Below are 20,498 nucleotides of genomic sequence, written 5' to 3'. Positions count from 1 at the left end.
AAAAGTTGTATTGATTGTTGGCTTGCACTCAATGCTCCGCTAAGGTTTCGTTAATCAGATGCAGGATATCGAAATCGTTATCGTTAATGAAAAAATGTCCTCCGGGATAGCCTTGAAGGCCAAACTGCTCCTTCGTAAAATCCTTCCAATGCATCATATCCTCATAAACGATATCGTCCCCCTTCCCGTATAATGCGGTGATATTGGCGTTTAGCCTGGCATTGTCCGGCATAAACGCATATTCTTCAATCAGCCTGAAGTCGGATCTTAATATCGGCAGAAAAATCTCCATTAGCTGTCGATTATGAAGAACCTCTTTGGGCGTGCCGTTTAATTCATCCAATTTTTTCTTGAATTCTTCCTCGGGCAGCTGGTGAAGATTATGGCTTCGTATCCTGTTTGGCGCTCTGACGCCGGAAACAAATACATGGTTGGGAGGATGGACCCCTTCACCCTCCAGCTTCCTGCAGAGCTCATAAGCGATTAGTCCGCCCATACTATGTCCAAAAAAGGAATACTTCGTTCCGCTGATATATTTTTTTACATATTCAAACAGATCGCATAAGGCATCATCCATGTCTTTATAGCAAGTGTCCCGAAATCTTGTTCCTCTGCCGGCGTAGGGGATTGGCAGCAGCTCAATACCGGGAAGCAAATACTTGCGCCACGGATAGTAGATAGATTCAGACCCGCCCGCATAGGGGAAACAAAATAGAAGCATGTTATTCATGAGTGAATCCTTCCGGCAATATTTCTCTGTGGAACTATTAAATTTCAAATATTCTGAATCTTTTAAATGCGATTTTCCATATGAATTCGTTTCCAACTGATAGAATTTCGGGTTTGCTTTTCATTACACAGCGGGAGCATATTGATTTTCGAAAATCATTTTATCATCCGCCCATTCAATTTTCAAATATGCACATTATTCCCTTTATTTCCTCCAAAACGTTAAATATCAGGGTCAATGTTCCCTATATTTTCTCAAATATGTTGAAATATAGGGATTAATCATGATTATTGACCTATTTCAATTCCAATAACTGATGTAATACAATTTATAATATACTAGTAATAATTGAAAGTGCAACATATTTTACTTATTCATGCCAATTATTACTGCTTGTTTTTTCTCCTATAACCTCTCTGTTTTACAAACACTTACAAGACTTTTCGTAACGTTTTTGCAAGACTCAAGTTATTAAGGAGGGCAACAATAATGAGCGACGCAGCAAGCCGTTTAGAAGGAACAGAGCATCATGAATTGGAAAAATATCGTTTTTCGCCCGAAATACGCAGCCATATACGCGAGCTGCAGCAGCAGAATAATTGGTACAATTACTTCGCCATAGGACTGGACTGGCTGATCATCTCGGCGGTTATCGCCCTATTTTATTTAAAACCGACGATTTGGATGTATCTCATCAGCATTACTATCATTGGAAGCCGTATGCGTGGTCTGGATATTATGATGCATGAATCCAGTCACAATATGCTTTTTAAAAACCACAAATTAAACAAATGGATCGCATGCTTATTTGCAGCTTATCCCATCATGATTTCCTATCGAGCTTACATTAAGGGTCATATGACCCATCACAAATACTTGTGGAGCGATATTGACCCCGATAAAATCCGGTATAAATTGGTTGGGTTGGATAATCCTCCGAAGAGCAGGATGGAATTTTTTCTCCGTCATTGTCTGAGACCCTTGACCTTGGTTCATGTTCCCCGCTATTTAAGCGGCATGATCAAAGTAACGATGTATTCCAAAGAGGAAACGCGTTTCGACAACATTGTGCGGGCTGTATATTGGGCATTGATCATATTCTGCTCCATCTTTTTCGGGTTTTGGCTGGAGCTTATACTTTTTTGGGTCATTCCTTTTATGACGACGCTGCAAATACTGAAATATTGGGCTGAGATGGCCGAACACGCTGGCCTGGAAAACGATAAGGAAATGTTTGCGACAAGGAACTCCTTTGGAAATTGGTTTGAACGGGCGCTTCTTCATCCTCACCGCAATTCTTATCATTTGGTTCATCATCTTTTCCCTGCCATACCCCATTACAATATCAAAAAGGCGCATCTTGTTCTGATGGAAGATTCCGAATACCAGAAGGCACATCATTGCACCGGTTTTTTCCTGTCGCTTGCCCCGGGCTTTTCTTCCGTTATTGACGATATTCAAGGCCGCATTCCGTTTTGGAATAAATTAAAAGGCAGATAATGAGGAAGCGTAACCCACCATACTCTATTTGGATTCTTATTCCCTCCAATTCGTACAACAAGGCTGCCGGGTTTCGCGGGCAGCCTTGTTGTACGACAGCAAAGGATTCATTTCAATCAAGGTACCTGGCTGCAGCTATGCTATAGTATTTGTAATGCTGCACCCAAACTGCTCGATACTGGAGAGATCTTTGATGGAATTGAAACCCGGAAAACCCGTTGGACTATTACACGTAAATAAGGAAAATCCCAAATTTTCAGCTTCCCGGTACTCCCCCTCCACCGATCTTATTCCTTTCATTGAGCATTACTGGATTGTCCGCTGGGATCTTCGGGGGCAGGAACCGCATCTTCAAGAAACCCTGCCTCATCCTTCCGTTCATCTGGTGTTTGAAAGAGACAATTCGCGAATTGTGGGCGTTTTTAAAGGGAGATTTTCAGTGCTTCTCCAAGAGCAAGGAGCGGTCTTCGGCGTCAAATTCCTGCCTGGAGCTTATTATCCCTTTCTGAACAATTCCGTTTCAACCCTGACGGACCGCATGGTGCCTTTCCGGGAAATCTATGGAATGAGCAGCCAGGCGCTGGAGCAGCGGCTTTTTTCCCAGGAGACCGCAGAGCAGATGATTCCTCTTGCAGAATCATTTATTCGGGAACGGCTCCCTGAACGGGACACCAATGTCGATCTCATTAATACCGTCGTTCAAACGATCATCTCCGATAGAAGCATCATCAAAGTGGATGATATTGTGCGCCGCTTTCCTGTTAGCAAAAGGCAGTTTCAGCTCTTATTCCGTCAGTATGTGGGGGTCAGCCCCAAATGGATCATTCAACGCTACCGGCTTCACGAAGCGGTCGAGAAAATGGACGATGGCAAGATTCCCGACTGGTCAAGGCTTGCTTTGGAGCTCGGCTATTACGATCAGGCTCATTTCATTCATGATTTCAAATCTATCGTAGGAACATCCCCGGAAATCTACACGAGATTGTTAAATGAACCAAAGCCGGACTAAGGCTGTTAAAGCGGGTGTTTATAGAGTTCGATCACATTGCCTTCCGGATCGCGTAAATGGGCAACCCTTGCATTCCATGCCTGCCGGTCATGAGGTTCATTAAGGAGTTCCACCCCTTTTTCTTTCAAACGGGCGCACACCTCGTCCACATCATCGACGGCAAATGCGAGTAAAAATTTCGACTGTGATTCTGTGCCGGTTGGAAGATGGTTTTCATCGAGCACTTCAACGATATTTTGACGGGAAAAGATTTCGATTTTGGTTTCGCCGGTATTAAACGATGCGAACTGCATCTCCTCTGCGGAAAAACCCATTGGAATCTCCATGACATCTTTGTAAAAGGCTACATTTTCGTGAAAATCGTTTACCAGCAGTCTGACTTGGGATAATTTCATTGTTCCACTACCTTTCTGTATATATTGCGGCTAACCCGGGGGTAAAAAGGTTTCCTATGCCCAATTTAACAAAATCAGGGGAACACGGTATTGTAAAAACGCGATAAAAATATTGTAAGGGAGCAGAGTAAGGGAACATGATGGGGATGCAGGCTTGCTGATAGACTATGATCAGCCGTATATACAAAGAAGAAATGAGTGTGGGTAGGCGAAGCAGGAACTAAAGTGTTCCGTGCACTGAATTATTTTGGAAATAATGAATGAATCGTATCTTCAACTTCCTGTAACAACCCTTTATATCCATCCCCATCGAGGTTTCCTATGCTGCCAAAAAATAAATGTCCCACAGGTTCAATACCAACGAAGTCCAAGATGCCAATATCAGACGTAATTTTCAATCCGGCGGTCATCCCAATCGTATCGTAAATTTCCAGGGGAGTAGCATGTGTGTTGATAATAAATCCCTTCTTGCCTGTCAGCATCTTATCGATACCTTGTTCACCAACACTATAGGCAAAGCCGTAAGAGAACACGCGGTCAACATAACCTTTAAGGATCGCGGGAAGTCCCGTCCACCAAATAGGATAAATAAATGTAATAACTTCCGCTTGCGTGATAAATTCTTGTTCCGTTTTAATATCCTGCGGTGTTTGCCCGGCTCTCATCGCAATTGAATCTTCTGACTTTAGCACAGGCTGGAAATGGAGTGCATACAGATCACGCACAATAACCTCATGGCCGTTTTTTATTAATGCAGCGGCTGCGGTTTCCAATATCGCGTGGTTAAAACTTTCAGTTTTTGGATGGGCAAAGACTATAAGATGCTTCATTTTAAGGTCTCCTTGTCATTTTGAAATGTTTTCGACGAGTCTGTCTACGATTTCGCCGCAGGTCAAGTTGGCGATGGCGCCAGTAATGGCGCTGCCCGATCCGACACTATAAGGACTGCCGCATTCGCTGCTTCTTTGAGTCATGGCATGTTCATTCCTCCTTTGATCCGAAAGCTTGCTGCTGGGAACGTATAGGAGGCCATTCTGATTCAATTATATCGTATGGCGTATGAAGCCGTTTCTTATCGATTGCTATTATGACTAAAAAATCAAACAACTGTGATCTCAAACCACCCTTTTGATGCCGGGGATCCTGCGGATGAGCGATGCTGCCGTGTAGGAGAGAATGACGGCGGCACAGCCGACCAATACAAATTTTACGATCGGATGCCAATCCAAGGAACGAAGCGCAAAGGACACGTAGGTCACAAACAGCGCATGAATGATATAAACGAGAAAAGCGTTGGAGGAAAGCCATCCGGTATAAATAGCTGCCGCGCTGTTCCATCGTTTGCGGAACCATACCAGAAGCACATAGGAGATCCCCAAACCAAGCAGCGGATCGATTATTGCATAAAAGGCCGCTTGCCAGCTCATTCCCCCCATGAATTGGGATATGTCGCCCTCCAATGCTCCTCCGAACGCCATCCCTGCAGGAAACAAGACGATCAGCAAAATGACGATCCCCCTCCACTTCCGGGCGGCGTCTTCGGTAAGCTGCTGCAGCCAATTTCCGCGATTGGCCGCAACGCCCGCCATGAACAAGCCGATATAGGCCGGAAAATATGCCAATTGCAAATGCAGCACTTCAGTTCCAACGGGGTATGCCAAGCGCACGATAAAATTTGCAGCCATGACGATTACAAGATAACCTGCTATAAGCCGCGGTGTCAGTGCGGGAGGTTTACGGAGAGGCTTGCCTGCGGTTATCTTACGAAAACCGGAATAGATGACGAAGAACAGCAGCAGCGCAACCAAATACCACAGCGGCCCTACTTCAAATTCAATCAAACCTCGAAGCGGATGAGGGATGATCTCCTCTTTCATATATATGCCCAGTGAACCTTTATGCCCATTCGCAACATATCCGAGAAGCGGAGCAATAACCAGCATATAGAACAACAACGGAATTCCGAACCGGAACAGGCGTGCCTTAAGGAATCTGCCTCCCCCTTGGTGGTCATAGGAAGCGGGCGTCACAAAACCGGAAATAAAAAAGAACAGCCCCATAAAAAACGATTGGTTGACAGCCGTAAATATCGTAAGCAGTGTATTCACCACAACATTGTCCTGATGCTCGTAATAAAACCAGCCTCCCGAACCGCCATAAGTAATTGCCGTATGGTGGAGTACGACCAGCACCGTCAAAAAAACTTTCAAGCGGTCCAGATAGATCAATCTCTTCTCCATTTTTGCATCCCCTTTCGTTCTCATGCACCAACAATAACACGGGAGTCATAGTAAGCTCACCGAAAGAAAGAGGAGAAACCGCGCAAATCGAGCTTCGGTACCGGGGGGCATTCCTTTCGTTCTCACTGCGGACGATTGCGGTGCCGAGGAGCTGCCGGTATAGTATAATAAAATCATTCATTCACTAGGAAAGTAGTTTGGGGGGATCGATTGTGACCCATATTTTGTTGGTTGACGACCACCGGACCTTCTTGGCCGGAACGGCCATCATTCTCGAAAAAAACGGCTTTCGCGTGACGACCGCATCAAGCGGTGCATTTGCGATGGACCTGATGGAACAATCTGTTTTTGATCTGTTCGTATTTGATCTGAAGCTGCCGGAGATGAACGGTTTCGAATTAACCGAAGCAGCTCTGCAGCGCCATCCGGAAGCGACAATCGTCATATTGACCGGTGAAGACATCTCGGAGCATTACGACCGGCTGATCGAGATTGGTGTAACCGGCATTCTGGAGAAATCTCTTGGCGAGAGGGAATTTATCGCCAGTCTTCAATTAGCTATTCAGCAATTAACGGTTCTGCCAGTCCATCTCGCCAGGCAGCTGAGAACCAAAGAAAGCCGCCTCTCCGACCCAGGAGTGGATTCCGGGGGAGCGAACCGGACGTTATCGGACAAAGAATTGGCCGTCTTGAAGCTGATTGCTCAGGGACATAAAAATAAAGACATTGCGGACCGGCTTTTCATGAGCCAGCGCAATGTCGAATATCTGATCTCGCATCTGTTCGGAAAATTGGGTGTGACCTCCCGTCAGGAGGCCGTCATGAAGGGCATCAAGCTGAAATGGCTGAACATGGACTTATAGCCTGTTTGCCGTGCTAATAACAATTCATCGCATCAGACCGGCACAGAACAATGGACCTTGACCCCTTGACCGGGCTCAGACTGCACCGACACTTCCCCTCCTGCCATGTGGATCCGCTCCGCAATGCCCCTTAATCCAAAACGGTTCATGGAAGAAAAATCGATACCGGTCTCCATGCCTTTGCCGTCATCCTCATACCGGATATATAGATCGCTTTCCTCCTGCCCGATCTCCATTATGACTCTGGATGCTTCCGAATGCTTGACCGCATTGTTAATCAGTTCCTGCACGACTCTGTAGACCGCCGTGGTTTGCTCGTCGCTGAGAGAAGCGGTTAACGGCAATCCATGGAATTCCAGCTGGAAATCAACCCGCAGCCGGGTTTTCTCCTCCAGCCTGGAAACCGCGTGCAGCACGCCATGATCGGACAAAAACGACGGCATGAGCTCCCGGCATGTTTCCCGGATCATGAACTCGGCATTATCGAGACCCAGACGTATCTGCTCATTGTCCTCGTTCAGCCATTGTCCGGCGGGCATTCGTTCAAAGGTCCGGCGGATATGAAGCAATTCCTGCAGCACTTCGTCATGAAGATCGGAGGCCAGACGCTTCCGCTCCTTCTCTGCTATTTGCATAAACAGCTTGGATAACCATGGCGACCGATCCGCTTGCCGCTGCTCCATTTCCCTTAGCCGGCTCTCAAGCAATTGAAAATATTCATAAAAGATCGATACGTATTTGGACATGAGCAATAAAGCGAACTTATCCCGTTCATCTACCAGGATCGGACCGCCATCTGACGAGCAAACGGCCAAATAAAGCCTTATCCCGTCAGTTCCGCCCGCCGATCCCAAAACCATCGCAGGAGCGACAATCGCCTCGCCAGCGGACATCCGGTTCCCTGTTGATCTCAGCATCCCGCGAATATCCTCTTCCCGGGAGGGAGGAGCAGCCTTTCCCTCGAATTGGACAAAATCTTTCGCTTCATCGTACTTCACCAGCATAAACGCATGCGGCTGGAAATATCGCTGCCCTTCCCGGATGACGCTTTGCTCCAAATCGGCGACCCGGTAAGTCCGAAGCAGTACGGACAACAGTTGATCCAGCCGCTGCCGGGTATCAACTTCCTGCTCCAGGGAGGTGTTTTTCGCTCGGAGCTCGTCGGCGATGGCTCTATTATCCTTAAGCGTCTGGATGAACCGGCGGAAAAACAGTACCCCAAACACGGTCAACAGCGCCAGCAGAGCCCAAGGGAATGTATCCTCCAGGCATTGCTCCCAATACACCAGGCGGTATCCGAGATTTCGCCCGGCAATATCCTCCAGCAAATCTTTTCCCGGATCAGGCAGCAGGACCAGCGCAAACAAGACGAATCCGGACGCAATTAACCTTAGCTCCGCCTGATTCGCCTTGCTTCGCAGCAGGGTCAAAAATTGCGATATGCAAAGTGCCATGTTCAGGAAAACAAAACCCAGGAACAGCCGGCTCAGGACAATGAGCATAGATTCGCCGACAGGCAGCAGCGAGGCTGCCGCAATGACGGCCCAAAGAAGTCCTCCCGCCCAGAGCAGCAGGCGGACGAAGGGTCTATTTGAGGTTCCCAGCAGATAAGAGACAAAAGCGAAGGACAAGAACGCAACTCCGCTTTTGATGGCCAGCGAGTTGTATGGAATTTCCGGGAAAGGCCCGAACAACAACACTTTATCATCCCATTCCGCAAACAGCTGAAGCGATGTCAAGAACGAGATGAGCCCAAGATAAAGATAGCCGCGCTCCTGATTGAGAACGGCGAACATCGCCCAGAAGATGAACGCTACGAAAACAAACAGCAGGACGAATATGGCATCGTCCAGATGGTGGCGAAACTGGTTGAACACCTTCGCCCCGCCGTCGAGCGGCTTCAACAGTGTATAGTTGATCAGACCGTTCATCCCGAAGAGGAGGAGCGCCGCTCCTGATATCTTCGCCATCGTTTTCAACATCGTCACATCTGTTCTCCTTATGCCGCTCCATGTTCTCAATCCGCTTGCTGCCCATAATCGTCTGCTGTGAATCCGGAGCCTGCTAGTTTGTTCCAGGATATTCCTGCATATAAAACCTTCAGACGATGGATATGGAGAAAAGTTGCGGGTTATTCCAAAATGCCGGACGCAGCGGCAGCACAACGCCACTTCCTGTTGGCCCGTACAATCCCCCCTGCTCTCCCCTACATGGCGTTTTTAACAATTTTCCTGTAATAACCATGCTCGTTATCCCATAACTTCCGAATGAGATCAAGATGAGGCCTTTTTAACACTATTTTAGCTCATATCCTTCATATGAAGTTGAAAAGTTTGTTTTGTCATGCCGATTTGCTTCCTGGTTTTCCCTGCCGTTCCGGATTTCAATGATGGATGCATGTTGTTATCTCAATTCATCAAATCAAAAAAGCCGCGGTATCCGCAGCTCTTTTTTGCAAACTGTTATTGTCTAGCTCGTCTGCCAGGCATCGCCATGAATGTTGTCTTTCGTTCCATGCACCTATTGGTTTCATGCTTGATCGATTAGTGCGAACAAGTCGTTGAAGATCTCGGCCATGCCAGGATGCGTGTAGATCCGGTCCCTCAAATACGTATAAGGTTGATTGCCGTCCATCGCCAAGGCAACCAGGTTGATCAATTCTCCCGCTTCCACACAGAACAGCGTGCATCCCAAAATTTGGCCGTTGGCCGCATTGACAACGGCTTTGACCATGCCGTCCGTGTTTTTCAATATTCTGGCCCGAGTCGATGCCCCTGCCGCAAGTTTGGCCACCTTGATCTGGTAGCCTGCTTTCCGCGCTTCTTCTTCCGATAATCCTACCTGCGCGAATACCGGTGTAATAAAGACGGATTGCGGGATGTTCTTGCGATCCTGCCGCGAGCGGGAACCGTCGCCGAATAATTGATTTCTGATGATGCGGTAATCATCGAGTGAAATGTAAGTGAACTGCGGTCCGCCATTGACGTCCCCAATCGCCCAAATATGAGGCACATTGGTACGAAGCGTATCGTCGACCGCGATAAACCCTTTGTCTGTAACAGCCACGCCGGCGCGATCAAGCGCAAGCGAATCCGTATTCGGTTTTCGGCCGGTTGCAATTAGCACGGCGTCGACCTCTGCCTGTTCGATCTGTCCCTCGCCGTTGATCAGCGTAATGACCGTCGCACCGTCGTTGTCCTTTATGTTCTTTACGCGGGTCGAGAGGCGGAAACGAATGCCTTTTGCTTCCAGGACATGTTTGATCTCTTCGCGAACATCCGGGTCTGCCCGCTTCAAGAACTCCGCTCCTCTCTCGAAAACCGTGACCTCGGCACCGAAATTGGCGTACATAGAGGCGAACTCCAGGCCAATATATCCACTGCCGATAATGGCCAACCGCCGGGGGAGCTTATTCAGGCCAAGCAAGGTTGTGCTGTTATAAACGCGCTTGCTGGCGTCCGCTCCTTCGATTGCCGGCATGAACGGTTGCGCGCCGGTGTTGATGAAAATATGCTTCGCCGTGATCGTGACGGGTTCCATTCCTTGGATTTCAACCAATACCTCGTGGGGCGAAAGGAATGATGCATGTCCGGTAATCAATTGGATACCAGGGTGATTCTCGATATTTTCCTGATTTTTGCTGCGCAGGAACGCGACCAGCTCTTCTTTGGTCCGCCATGCTTCCTCAAAAGCGCTCTGTTTCCCGGCGAAATCGGCGTAACCGCGAGCGGCGGCATTTTCCGCCGAATGAACCAGCGATTTGGTCGGAATACAGCCGATATTAATGCAGGTTCCCCCATACATAGCCGCGGATTGCTCGACCACCGTTACGCTCCAGCCTTGCTTTGACAGAAAAGGCGCCAGCGTCTTGCCGCCCTTCCCAAACCCGATGATTAACGCGTCTGTTTGTTGATCTATTATAACGAACACCTCCAAATTTGCTACGTGTATACTATACAAAAGAAAGTTCTAAAAAACAACTCAGTTCTTATATGAAACTTAATCGGGCTATGTTATACTTTCTGATATCAAGGAAGGCGGGATCACCCGGATGAAAAAAGTCTATGATTTAGAGTGCAATATCGCCGAAACGCTGAATATGATCGGCGACCGTTGGACGCTGCTGATTATCCATGAAATCATGATCGGAACGCGTACATTCAATGACATGAAGCATGCCCTTAATGGGCTTTCCACAAGTATTCTTTCGGAGCGGCTCCGCATGCTGGAAGAAGATGGACTTATTATTTCCCGCCTTTACTCTGCGCATCCCCCGCGCTACGAATATGGTTTGACGCCAAGCGGACAAGCGCTGGACAACGTCATGAACGCCATCATCCTGTGGGGCAAAGATCATTTGGAAACCTGCTATAAGCGGATTATTCACCGCTCCTGCGGCGAGGAGATCAACATTTCCTATTACTGCCCGCATTGTGAACGCAATGTAACGGACATAGAAGTCACACCCGTCGAACACATGCCAGTCAGCAGAGCGTAAGCGACGATAATTTGCCAAGCGATCTTGGACATTAGACAAGAAGAAACAGCGGCATTAGCCCCTATTACAAACGAAAGAAATAGTTCCGGACTAAAACGAGACGGATTCGGCGTGTTGGACATAGCCAGCCTAGGTACTTTCAACTGATAAAATTGCTGATAAGCATCGAGATTATCGTACAGACCAATTTTGGTCGCCTTCCCCGGGGCGGCCATTTTTCATTGAAATAAATTTTAGAAAGAAGTGTAAAATTTGGCTCGCCTTTTCTGATATTTTTGAAGAAGAAACTAACTTTGCCGCCAGAGGACGGTGACAGCCGTGCCGTTCCTTCCTACGATTCGATATTCTCGCGCCTTGTGTCCGCTCGGACAACAGCTTGTGATAAGCAAGCCTTGGATCCGGAAGAGGCGTTCTGTCCGTGCGCGGCTGCGGCTGCCATCATCAATAAACGCATCATATTACCATAAAAGGTCATCCTCCTACCCTACTTTTTCCTCGTGCCAGCTTCTACAATGAGGATAGGTCCGTACATGATTCATTGAATTGAATAAGAAGTGGAGGAATGTCAGGATGGAATTGTCGTTGAGTATGTGGAGTGTCCACCGTACGGTGAGAGAACAAGGCTGGACCGTGATGGACTTCTTATCCTTCTGTTCCGTGGAAGGTATCAGGCGCGTGGAGCTGTTAAATGTGTTTTGGCGGGACATAGAGCAGGAGCTCCCGCAGGTATTGGACTATATCCGGGACAATGGAATTACGGTGGTGAGCTACGCCGTAGCCAACGACTTTGTGAATGAATCACCTGTGGAACGTTCAGCCGCATTAAAACAAATAACGGAGGCTTTCCCAACGGCCCAAGCACTTGGCACCTCGATGATTCGAGTGTTCTCCGGCAATCTCAGCGGAAGCATCAATTATGAGACGGCGCTGGATTGGATTGTGGATGGGTTGTCTGAGGCCGCCCGGCAGGCAGAGCTTGCCGGAATGGTGCTTGGCCTCGAAAATCACGGCAAGCTGGCCGGCAACGGTGAGCAGGTTCAGAAGATCATCGACCGTGTCGGTTCCCCCGCACTTCGTTCCACCTTCGATACCGGCAATTTCCTTCTGGTCGGCGAGCATCCTTCACAAGCGCTTGAAGTGCTGCTGCCTCTTATTGCCCATGTTCATGTCAAGGATTTCTACCCGGATATAAACGGGCGCTACATGTCTCTTGGCGGCCAAGCCTATGAAGGAATTGCGCTGGGTAAAGGCGAGGTTGAGGTCAAAAAAATTGTGAACCGCTTGCGCGAGCATGGGTATCAGGGGGCCTTTGTCCTTGAATATGAAGGCTTGGGCAGTGAAGTGCAAGGAATCCTCGATAGCTTCGCGTATTTCAACTCTATCAAATAATCATAAGGGAGAATGGCAAAAATGAAACGCGAATTCCATGCCGACATCATCATTATCGGAGGGGGAACCGGAGGCACTGCGGCTGCGCTGGCTGCGGCAAAATCGGGAAAAACCGTCATCATGACGGAAGAAACCTTGTGGATCGGCGGTCAATTGACGAGTCAGGCCGTGCCTCCCGACGAGCACCGGTGGATTGAATCATTTGGCTGTACACGAAGTTATCGGCAGTTCCGTGACGGTATCCGTCAATATTACCGGCAGTTTTTTCCTCTTACTGCCGAGGCAAGAGCGCTACCTCATCTGAATCCTGGCAGCGGCATCGTCAGCCGCATTTCCCATGAACCGCGGGCGGCCGTCGCTGTCCTGCATGGCATGCTGGCCCCGTATATCCACAGCGGGCAGCTGCAGATTCTGTATCGTCATGTGCTTGTGGAAGCAGAGACAACGGGAGACCAGATCCGTTCGGTTACCGTAAAGTGCCTGGATACCGGCGATCAGCTGGTTTTGCTCGCTTCCATCTATGCGGATGCGACGGAATGCGGCGATTTGCTGCCCCTGGCCGGAATAGAGTATGTGACCGGAGCGGAATCCGTTGCCCAGACCGGTGAGCCCCATGCGGTTGAGGGCCCGCCGCAACCCATGAATATGCAGGGCTTCACCAGCTGCTTTGCCATGGATTACCGGGATGGCGAAGATTATACCATTGCCAAGCCTGAGCTTTATGAGTTTTGGCGGGATTACAAGCCCGATTTCTGGCCGGATCGGCTGCTGAGTCTGAGCGGAATAAAACCTTCCACTCTGGAGCCCATCCAATACGGGCTATTCGCGGATACCGATAAATTCCCCCTGTTTCTTTACCGTCAAATAGCGGATCAACAGCATTTTCGCGCAGGAACGTATCCAGGCTCGATATCGCTAGTGAACTGGCCGCAAAACGATTATTGGTTGGGGCCGATAATTGACGTCAGCGAAGAAGAGCGGGCCCGTCATTTGCATCAAGCCAAGCAGCTCAGCCTCTCTCTGCTCTATTGGCTGCAGACGGCTGCACCGCGGCCGGACGGCAAAGCGGGATATCCCGGACTTCGGCTGCGGCCCGATGTGGTCGGTACGGCAGATGGCTTGGCGATGTATCCCTATATTCGTGAATCCCGGCGAATACAGGCTCAATTCACCGTTCTTGAGCAGCATGTGGCCGCTGCATGCCGCCCGGAAGGCCTGGCCGAAAAGTTCCATGATTCAATCGGCATCGGCAGCTACCGCATTGATCTGCATCCGAGTACAGGCGGTCAGTCCTATATTGATATATCCTCTCTCCCCTTCCAGATTCCGCTCGGCAGCCTGATACCCAAACGGGTGAGCAATGTCTTGGCGGCAGGTAAAAACATTGGCGTAACCCACATTACCAATGGCTGCTACCGGCTGCATCCGGTGGAGTGGAATATCGGGGAAGCGGCAGGATATTGCGCCAGTTACTGCCTGGATCATAATGTCAATCCAACTGACATACGCAGCAGCGGGAAAGAGCTTGCGAGCTTTCAAAACAGGCTGATTCAGGAAGGCATCGAGCTGGAATGGCCTTCCATTCACGCGGTCTGACCACTATAAGAATGAGGTGCTGACGATGAGCAATCCTATAAAAATAGGCGTGATAGGTGCCGGGACCATCTCGGAGATGCATTTGCGCTCCTATCACAATCACGCTGAAGCGACACTCCATGCCATCTGCGACCTGCAGATCGGGCGCGCACAGGCCAAAGCCGGGAAGTACAATATTCCCAACGTTTATTCCGACTATAAGGAACTGCTGGCGAATCCCGAGATTGATGCCGTCAATATCTGCACCTGGAATAACTCCCACGCGGAGATCAGCATCGCCGCCCTGCAGGCAGGCAAGCATGTATTGGTAGAGAAGCCGCTCTGCAGGAACGTGCGGGAAGCCCTTGCCGTTCAGCAGGCGGTTCAAGCTTCCGGCAAGATACTTCAGGTCGGATTCGTCCGCAGATACGCATCCAATACACGTATCGTCAAAGCCTTCATGGATGGGGGCGACATCGGACCCATCTATTATGCCAAAGCATCCTGTATCCGGAAATTGGGCAACCCCGGAGGATGGTTCTCCGACCTGGAACGTTCCGGAGGCGGTCCTTTGATCGATGTTGGCGTTCATGTGATCGATTTATGCTGGTACCTCATGGGCCGGCCCAAGGTGAGGTCAATCAGCGGCAATACGTACAAGAAGCTGGGCAACCGCTCCAATGTCCAGAATCTGAAATCTTACAAAGCCGCGGATTACGACGCGGAGCACAATTCGGTGGAGGATATGGCCAATGCGCTTATCCGCTTTGATAACGGGGCATCTCTCCTGGTTGATGTCAGCTTCACGCTTCATGCCAAGGAGGATGAGCTGACGGTCAAGCTTTACGGGGAACAGGGCGGCGTAGAGCTCGAGCCGGAGCTTGCGTTCATTACAGAGAAGCATGATACGATTTTGAACAGCACCCCTCAGATCGACAGCCTGACCTTTGACTTTGCAGCGGGCTTTCAGGATGAGATGAATTATTTCATTGAGGTCTGCCAAGGCAAAAAACCGACCTTAAGCCCCGTAGAGGACGGTGTGGAGATGATGAAGATCTTATGCGGCATTTATGAATCAAGCGAGCTGGGCCAAGAAATTTACTTCTCCTAGAACTTATGGATCGTATAAGGTCATAGAAAGAAGCATAAATAATAAGAAGCGACGTCCTTAAGCGGCATGGTAAGTTTCTTTCCTCAAAAATATCAGAAAAGTATCGGCCAAATTTTATACTTTCTGTTAATTAAAAAAAGATGACTTCTGATTAATTAATCAGAAGTCATCTTTTTTCTCATCTTATCGTTATCTAACGGTTGATATACCCTGCGTGCTGGAGCATTCTCATCAGTACAACAGCGGCTTCGGCCCGTGTTGCTGAACCCTTGGGCACGAAGCCCGCAGCAGAGCGTCCTTCCATGATTCCCATATCGGTAACAGCAGCAACCGCTGATTCAGACCACGCTGCGATGGCTTCTCGATCCTGGTAGCGCTGCAGGATCTCGAGCAGATTTCCTGCCTCCTGCTCCATTCCTGTCATTTGCAAAGCACGCAGCAGCAGGACGCTTAATTGTTCGCGTGTTATCGGCTCATTGGGCCGGAACTCTTTGTCGTTGATACCCTCTACAAGTCCCCTTGCGGCAGCAGTCCCTACTGCTCCTGCGTACCAGGCATCCCGGTTTACATCGCCGAATGTCGTTTGCTTCTCCCCATCCCTCCAGCCTAACGCACGGACCAATAGCGTGGTGAATTGGGCACGGGTGATCGGCTCATTCGGCGTAAAGTGAAGATCATCTGTTCCCTCGATGATTCGTTTGGAAGCCAGCAGACTTACCTCATTGCTTGCCCAGTGGCCGCCCATATCATCAAATGTCTTCTCTGAGCTAGCCACAGAGAACAGACCCAGCTCGGATAATATCAACCGCACATCGGAATTCCCACCCTCTGCCTGCTCGACCAAAGCAGGAATGAAGCGGCTTTTCCCTTCTGCCGGGTCATGCGATAACGCTGACGTAAGAGAAGGATCGGCTTGCGCGGATAAATGAAAGGTAAATCCGGCTTTGGCGCCATCCAGGCTGGTAACATGCTGCTCTACGCCGCCTTGCTCCCATACCAGACTGATATTAACGCTGTAGCCAAGCTTAGATGCCCCCTCCATCCTGAGCCGGCGGTTGATTTGCTCCTCCTCCTCATCGGGCAGCTTGCCGATTCTTATTTGGAGCATCTCTGCAGGTTTGGCTGCAGCAAGACCTGCCTGCAGTCCAGCCAGCGGCACTTCGAAGCGGCCCAGCGGAGAGCTGATAACCATTCTGCCTTTTGGCAGAGCCGCCAATGCTTTATCTAATCCGCTTACCGGGAGATTAATCAAGAGCACATCCTCCACCTCTTGAATGGAGTAATCCAATATCTGGTCAGAGATATTCAACTGCTGCAGCTGTTCGATTTCCTTCAGCATAAGCTCCAGATTGACATCTGCATCTGTCAGGAATTGCCCGTTTGATGCCGCTTCATACGTTGCCGACAAGCGTTCAGCCGGGGCTGCAGCTTTATCGGGTACGACTGGCGTGTTTGGTGTAACTGGTGTATTTGGCGTTTCCGGTATTTCTGGCGTTTCAGGTGTTTCAGGTGTTTCAGGTGTTTCAGGTGTTTCAGGTGTTTCAGGTGTTTCAGGTGTTTCAGGTGTTTCAGGTGTTTCAGGCGTTTCAGGCGTTTCCGGCGTTTCAGGAGTCTCCGGTGTCTCCGGCACTGAACCATCATCGCCCGGTGACGAGTCCGTTCGAACGATCTCCAAGGTTTTGGTATTGGTTTTCAGCTCATCCACGTAAACATCGATCGTTATCCCGTTGATCCCTACTGACAGCGGAATAGTGGCTGTGAAGGAGCCGTTCTCCTCTACCGATGCGGATTGCCCGTTTAGTTTAACTGACGCTACACCCGGACCCAGTACATCGACATGGCCTTCAATTTCCAATTGGCTGCTGCCGGTTTCCCGCCCTTCATCATCCTGCAATCCACTCAGAACGGCGGCCCGCACCTGATCCCCTTCATCATAGGCATTAGCCACGAGCTGCCTGTTTGTTCGAATACCTGACGGGTCGAGTGTCGTAATGACGAATCCGCCAGACGGGATCACACTATTATTCATCTCCGGAACTCCCCAGCTCCAATTGATCGCCTGGTTCCGGTTAACCACCCGGGTTACCTCCCCGGAGTCGTTAACCACGACCTCAACGCCGAATTGGTTCGTTCCCGTGGAGTATCCGAATGCTTCTGTCAGCACATTGATATTTCCTTCGATCCGGTTGACATCATAATAATTGCCTTCCAGGAACGATTCAGGGCTGTCAGGCAGACTCATCCCCAATTGATAATCCTTGACATATTCTTCATCCCTGAGCGCAGCCGAAACCATCGGCCAGTTAACCTGAGAGGCGTCGAATAGCATTAATCCATTCGTATTCTTAAGGCCCGCCTGGAATACCTCCCGCTGCATAGCCGGAATTTGCACATTAGTCAAAGCGATTCCTGCATACAGCGGAATTTCACCGTTAGTCGCTATATTGCCCAATGTAATGTATTTCTCGATTTCCTGACTTGTCGTTTGATAGGCGCCGATCATCAGGAAATCCAGGTACTCGATATAGGCCGTTTGATAATATTCCGGTGTATAAAGCGATTCATTGCCAATCCCCAGCCTGGGATCAAACCTAAAGTTGGTGCTGCCCCAGTTGACGCCGTTCAGATAATAGGTTTCGTACCAGGATCCCACATAGGAGGAGACCTGAATGGTTCTTCCTGTTGAGCTCTCATAGGATTCTGTCAGGTCCTTCACTTCCTTGAAGAAGCTCTTGATTGTGCCGGAGCGAAACTCCCACCAATCCTGAATCAACGGTCCGTCCACCCGAACGTTTCCTGCAAATCCATAGACATCTGTTGGCCAATTCGCAAGCTGTTTGCCTCTGCTCTGCAGGAAGCTCTCGAATTTCGCCCGGGTCTCTTCGCTGAAGTCAGCCCCTTCATTGTCATACCGGCTGCGGTCATGGACGACGCCGTCCACCTGATAATTTTTTATAATTTCTTCAAAGGTTTTGAGCTCGTATTCCCTTACCTCATCGTTGGCGGGATTGACAAAAGCCACTAATCCCTGCTTGGCACTCTCCCGGAGCCGCTTGATCTCTCCATTGTTCTCGGCGTAGTGAACCCGTTCCTCCCAATCCAGATGATCATCCAGGATGGCGAATTCGTTATGGGCAATAGATCCTTCGGCGAATACATTCACGGCAGCATGGATTTTTAATCCCAGCTCGTGTCCATAGGTGATGAATTCCTCCAGCAAATCCAGATCCGGATTGGAGCCGGCTTTCTCCGGAGCTGTGATTTCACTGACGTATGGGCGTCCTGTCAAGTCATTTTTCTTATATGAGGCATAACCCTCCACGCCCTTAACATCAAAGACAACGGAGGTGGTGCCATTATCCTTCGCTTTTTTCAGAAATTCATAAACCTGCTCACTGGATTGCAGCTTTCTCGCGTTCGAAGCCTGATCCACCCACAGGATAACCTCTTTCTCCGATGTGAAATCCGGTCTGCTGAAGACAACCAGGTGGCGTAAATCCTGCTCGATACCATTCTTTTCTACTTTCACATCGATATAGTTCGTGCCTGGTGTCAGAATATGAGTATATGAGAAGCTTCCGTCCATCTCGAAGGGGACTTGTGTTTCATTAACCGATAATACAGTAGCCTCTGGATCGTCGATGTTAAGTATTTCTCCCGATATTATCGTTTGATTGTCGACCACCGTATACATCGGGTTGTTAGCCAGTGACAGGCGGGCGATCAAGCCATTGCCGTTCATCACATCTCTGACAGGCACCACCTCGCCGTTCTTGCGCAGTTTGATGATATCTCCCGCCTTGAAGTTAGTGGCCAAATAACGCTTGATATCATTACTGGTATAACTGTCATCCTGCGCCATCAACACATAGCCGTCTTCCGGGATGAGCAATTCAGTCGGACCTGTCCACACAGGCGCGCCGCCGTTGACGGATGGGTTGACCACCTGCAGCACCCTGCTGCCCGCGTCCACCTGAACCGCAACATTGTATTGAGGCACAGTGATGGCTTCGCCATAATCCCGAGTGAATAATGATACGACATTGCTGATTCCTGTTACATCGGTATCGATATAATCGAGCTTCTTGCGCGGACCTTCGATGGAGATGCTAATATCGGCCGGAGCTGCCTCCACCTCGATATAATCGCCGCTCTGCTGCGAATTATCGTACGTAACAGCCAGAGAGATCAGGGCAAGCTCCGCTTCTGCTACCATTAGCTTGACTGCCAATGTGTTGGCACCTGGGGCAAGGAACACGTTTAAACGAAAGCTGCCGCCTGCTGTAACCACCGTTTCCTTATCATTAATGGTCAGCTTCATATCCAGCTCCTCCGTATAGTTGTACACATATCCGCTCACCTCGAAAACGGGTGCCATCACAGTCGTACCTGATGGCGTCGTTAGATGCAGCTCGGGTTCCAATCCCGGATCCGTGCCCGGATCGGGCTCTTGCCCGGGATCCGCATCCGGATCAGGTCCTTGCCCGGGATTCGCGTCCGGATCAGGTCCTTGCCCGGGATCCGCGTCCGGATCAGGTTCTTGCCCGGGATTCGCGTCCGGATCAGGCTCTTGCCCGGGATCCGTGCCCGGATCAGGCTCCTGCCCGGGGTCCGTGCCTGGATCAGGCTCTTGCCCGGGGTCCGCATCCGGATCAGGCTCCTGCCCGGGGTCCGTGCCCGGATCAGACTCCTGCCCGGGGTCCGCGTCCGGATCAGGCTCCTGCCCGGGGTCCGTGCCCGGATCAGGCACTTGCCCGGGATCCGTGCCCGGATCAGGCTCTTGCCCCGGATCCGCGTCCGGATCAAGCTCCTGCCCGGGGTCCGTGCCCGGATCAGGCTCTTGCCCCGGATCCGCGTCCGGATCAGGCTCCTGCCCGGGATCCGTGCCCGGATCAGGCTCTTGCCCCGGATCCGCGTCCGGATCAGGCTCTTGCCCCGGATCCGCATCTGGATCAGGCACTTGCCCGGGATCCGCATCCTGCACCGGAACTTCCGCGGCTTCCGAGTCCTGCACAGGCCCTTGCCCGTGGTCCGGCTCCAGGCCGGGCTCTTGCTCCTGGTCTGTCATAACCGACTCAAGAGTTGGTTCTTCCGCTGCTGATGCAGGGACAACAACAGGTGCCAAGAAGGTCGCAAATATAGAGAGAATAAGGACAATCGGCAATCTTCTCAAGATCCTCATGTTCAA

Annotated in this window: 15 protein-coding genes; 7 read left to right on the top strand and 8 right to left on the bottom strand. The window is 50.0% G+C overall.

Going from position 1 to position 20,498, the window contains the following annotated elements; translation table 11 throughout:
* Nucleotides 1-28: 28 nt before the first annotated feature.
* Nucleotides 29-730, bottom strand: coding sequence for a thioesterase II family protein (locus tag AC0YOA_RS22150; RefSeq protein ID WP_475788453.1), 702 nt, complete (start codon nt 728-730; stop codon nt 29-31).
* A 489-nt stretch (nt 731-1,219) separates the two neighbouring features.
* Between AC0YOA_RS22150 and AC0YOA_RS22145 the strand changes: the two genes are divergently transcribed.
* Both AC0YOA_RS22145 and AC0YOA_RS22140 read left to right on the top strand, forming a co-directional pair.
* Nucleotides 1,220-2,230, top strand: a complete 1,011-nt coding sequence (locus AC0YOA_RS22145; protein WP_475788452.1) for a fatty acid desaturase family protein — start codon at nt 1,220-1,222, stop codon at nt 2,228-2,230.
* 193 nt (nt 2,231-2,423) lie between these two features.
* A complete protein-coding gene (locus AC0YOA_RS22140; RefSeq protein WP_475788451.1) occupies nt 2,424-3,239 on the top strand; it encodes a DUF6597 domain-containing transcriptional factor in 816 nt (271 codons plus the stop codon).
* A gap of 5 nt (nt 3,240-3,244) precedes the next feature.
* On the opposite strand, the gene AC0YOA_RS22135 is transcribed toward AC0YOA_RS22140, so the two are convergent.
* The 4 genes from AC0YOA_RS22135 to AC0YOA_RS22120 all read right to left on the bottom strand — a co-directional run bounded on the left by AC0YOA_RS22135 (nt 3,245) and on the right by AC0YOA_RS22120 (nt 5,874).
* Nucleotides 3,245-3,634, bottom strand: coding sequence for a VOC family protein (locus AC0YOA_RS22135; RefSeq protein WP_210040050.1), 390 nt, complete (start codon nt 3,632-3,634; stop codon nt 3,245-3,247).
* A gap of 242 nt (nt 3,635-3,876) precedes the next feature.
* Complete coding sequence (locus tag AC0YOA_RS22130) at nt 3,877-4,464, bottom strand: NAD(P)H-dependent oxidoreductase (RefSeq protein WP_475788450.1); 588 nt, start codon at nt 4,462-4,464, stop codon at nt 3,877-3,879.
* A gap of 15 nt (nt 4,465-4,479) precedes the next feature.
* On the bottom strand, nt 4,480-4,608 hold the full coding sequence (locus tag AC0YOA_RS22125) for a hypothetical protein (RefSeq protein ID WP_475788449.1): 129 nt from the start codon (nt 4,606-4,608) through the stop codon (nt 4,480-4,482).
* A gap of 141 nt (nt 4,609-4,749) precedes the next feature.
* Nucleotides 4,750-5,874, bottom strand: coding sequence for an acyltransferase family protein (locus AC0YOA_RS22120; RefSeq protein ID WP_475788448.1), 1,125 nt, complete (start codon nt 5,872-5,874; stop codon nt 4,750-4,752).
* Between the two features lie 212 nt (nt 5,875-6,086).
* On the opposite strand from AC0YOA_RS22120, the gene AC0YOA_RS22115 reads away from it, so the two are divergent.
* Nucleotides 6,087-6,737 (top strand): response regulator transcription factor, encoded by a 651-nt coding sequence (locus tag AC0YOA_RS22115; protein ID WP_475788447.1) that lies wholly within the window; start codon nt 6,087-6,089, stop codon nt 6,735-6,737.
* A gap of 32 nt (nt 6,738-6,769) precedes the next feature.
* Here AC0YOA_RS22115 and AC0YOA_RS22110 read toward each other — a convergent pair whose 3' ends face one another.
* Together AC0YOA_RS22110 and AC0YOA_RS22105 are read right to left on the bottom strand one after the other, a co-directional pair.
* The gene (locus AC0YOA_RS22110) at nt 6,770-8,719 is read right to left on the bottom strand and encodes a sensor histidine kinase (RefSeq protein WP_475788695.1); all 1,950 of its coding nucleotides are present in this window, start codon (nt 8,717-8,719) and stop codon (nt 6,770-6,772) included.
* A 547-nt stretch (nt 8,720-9,266) separates the two neighbouring features.
* Nucleotides 9,267-10,667, bottom strand: a complete 1,401-nt coding sequence (locus AC0YOA_RS22105) for an FAD-dependent oxidoreductase (protein WP_475788446.1) — start codon at nt 10,665-10,667, stop codon at nt 9,267-9,269.
* A gap of 121 nt (nt 10,668-10,788) precedes the next feature.
* On the opposite strand from AC0YOA_RS22105, the gene AC0YOA_RS22100 reads away from it, so the two are divergent.
* The 4 genes from AC0YOA_RS22100 to AC0YOA_RS22085 all read left to right on the top strand — a co-directional run bounded on the left by AC0YOA_RS22100 (nt 10,789) and on the right by AC0YOA_RS22085 (nt 15,310).
* Nucleotides 10,789-11,235 (top strand): winged helix-turn-helix transcriptional regulator, encoded by a 447-nt coding sequence (locus AC0YOA_RS22100; protein WP_475788445.1) that lies wholly within the window; start codon nt 10,789-10,791, stop codon nt 11,233-11,235.
* Nucleotides 11,236-11,805: 570 nt separating this feature from the next.
* A complete protein-coding gene (locus AC0YOA_RS22095) occupies nt 11,806-12,624 on the top strand; it encodes a sugar phosphate isomerase/epimerase family protein (RefSeq protein WP_475788444.1) in 819 nt (272 codons plus the stop codon).
* A 21-nt stretch (nt 12,625-12,645) separates the two neighbouring features.
* Entirely contained in the window at nt 12,646-14,220 is a 1,575-nt protein-coding gene (locus AC0YOA_RS22090) for an FAD-dependent oxidoreductase (RefSeq protein WP_475788443.1), read from the top strand.
* A 25-nt stretch (nt 14,221-14,245) separates the two neighbouring features.
* On the top strand, nt 14,246-15,310 hold the full coding sequence (locus AC0YOA_RS22085) for a Gfo/Idh/MocA family protein (protein WP_475788442.1): 1,065 nt from the start codon (nt 14,246-14,248) through the stop codon (nt 15,308-15,310).
* A 193-nt stretch (nt 15,311-15,503) separates the two neighbouring features.
* Here the strand turns inward: AC0YOA_RS22085 and AC0YOA_RS22080 are convergent, their stop codons facing one another.
* Nucleotides 15,504-20,492, bottom strand: coding sequence for an S-layer homology domain-containing protein (locus AC0YOA_RS22080; RefSeq protein WP_475788694.1), 4,989 nt, complete (start codon nt 20,490-20,492; stop codon nt 15,504-15,506).
* Nucleotides 20,493-20,498: the final 6 nt, after the last annotated feature.

Source organism: Paenibacillus sp. JT22N12 (genome assembly GCF_056269365.1).
This window is presented reverse-complemented; position numbering and strand designations above follow the sequence as displayed.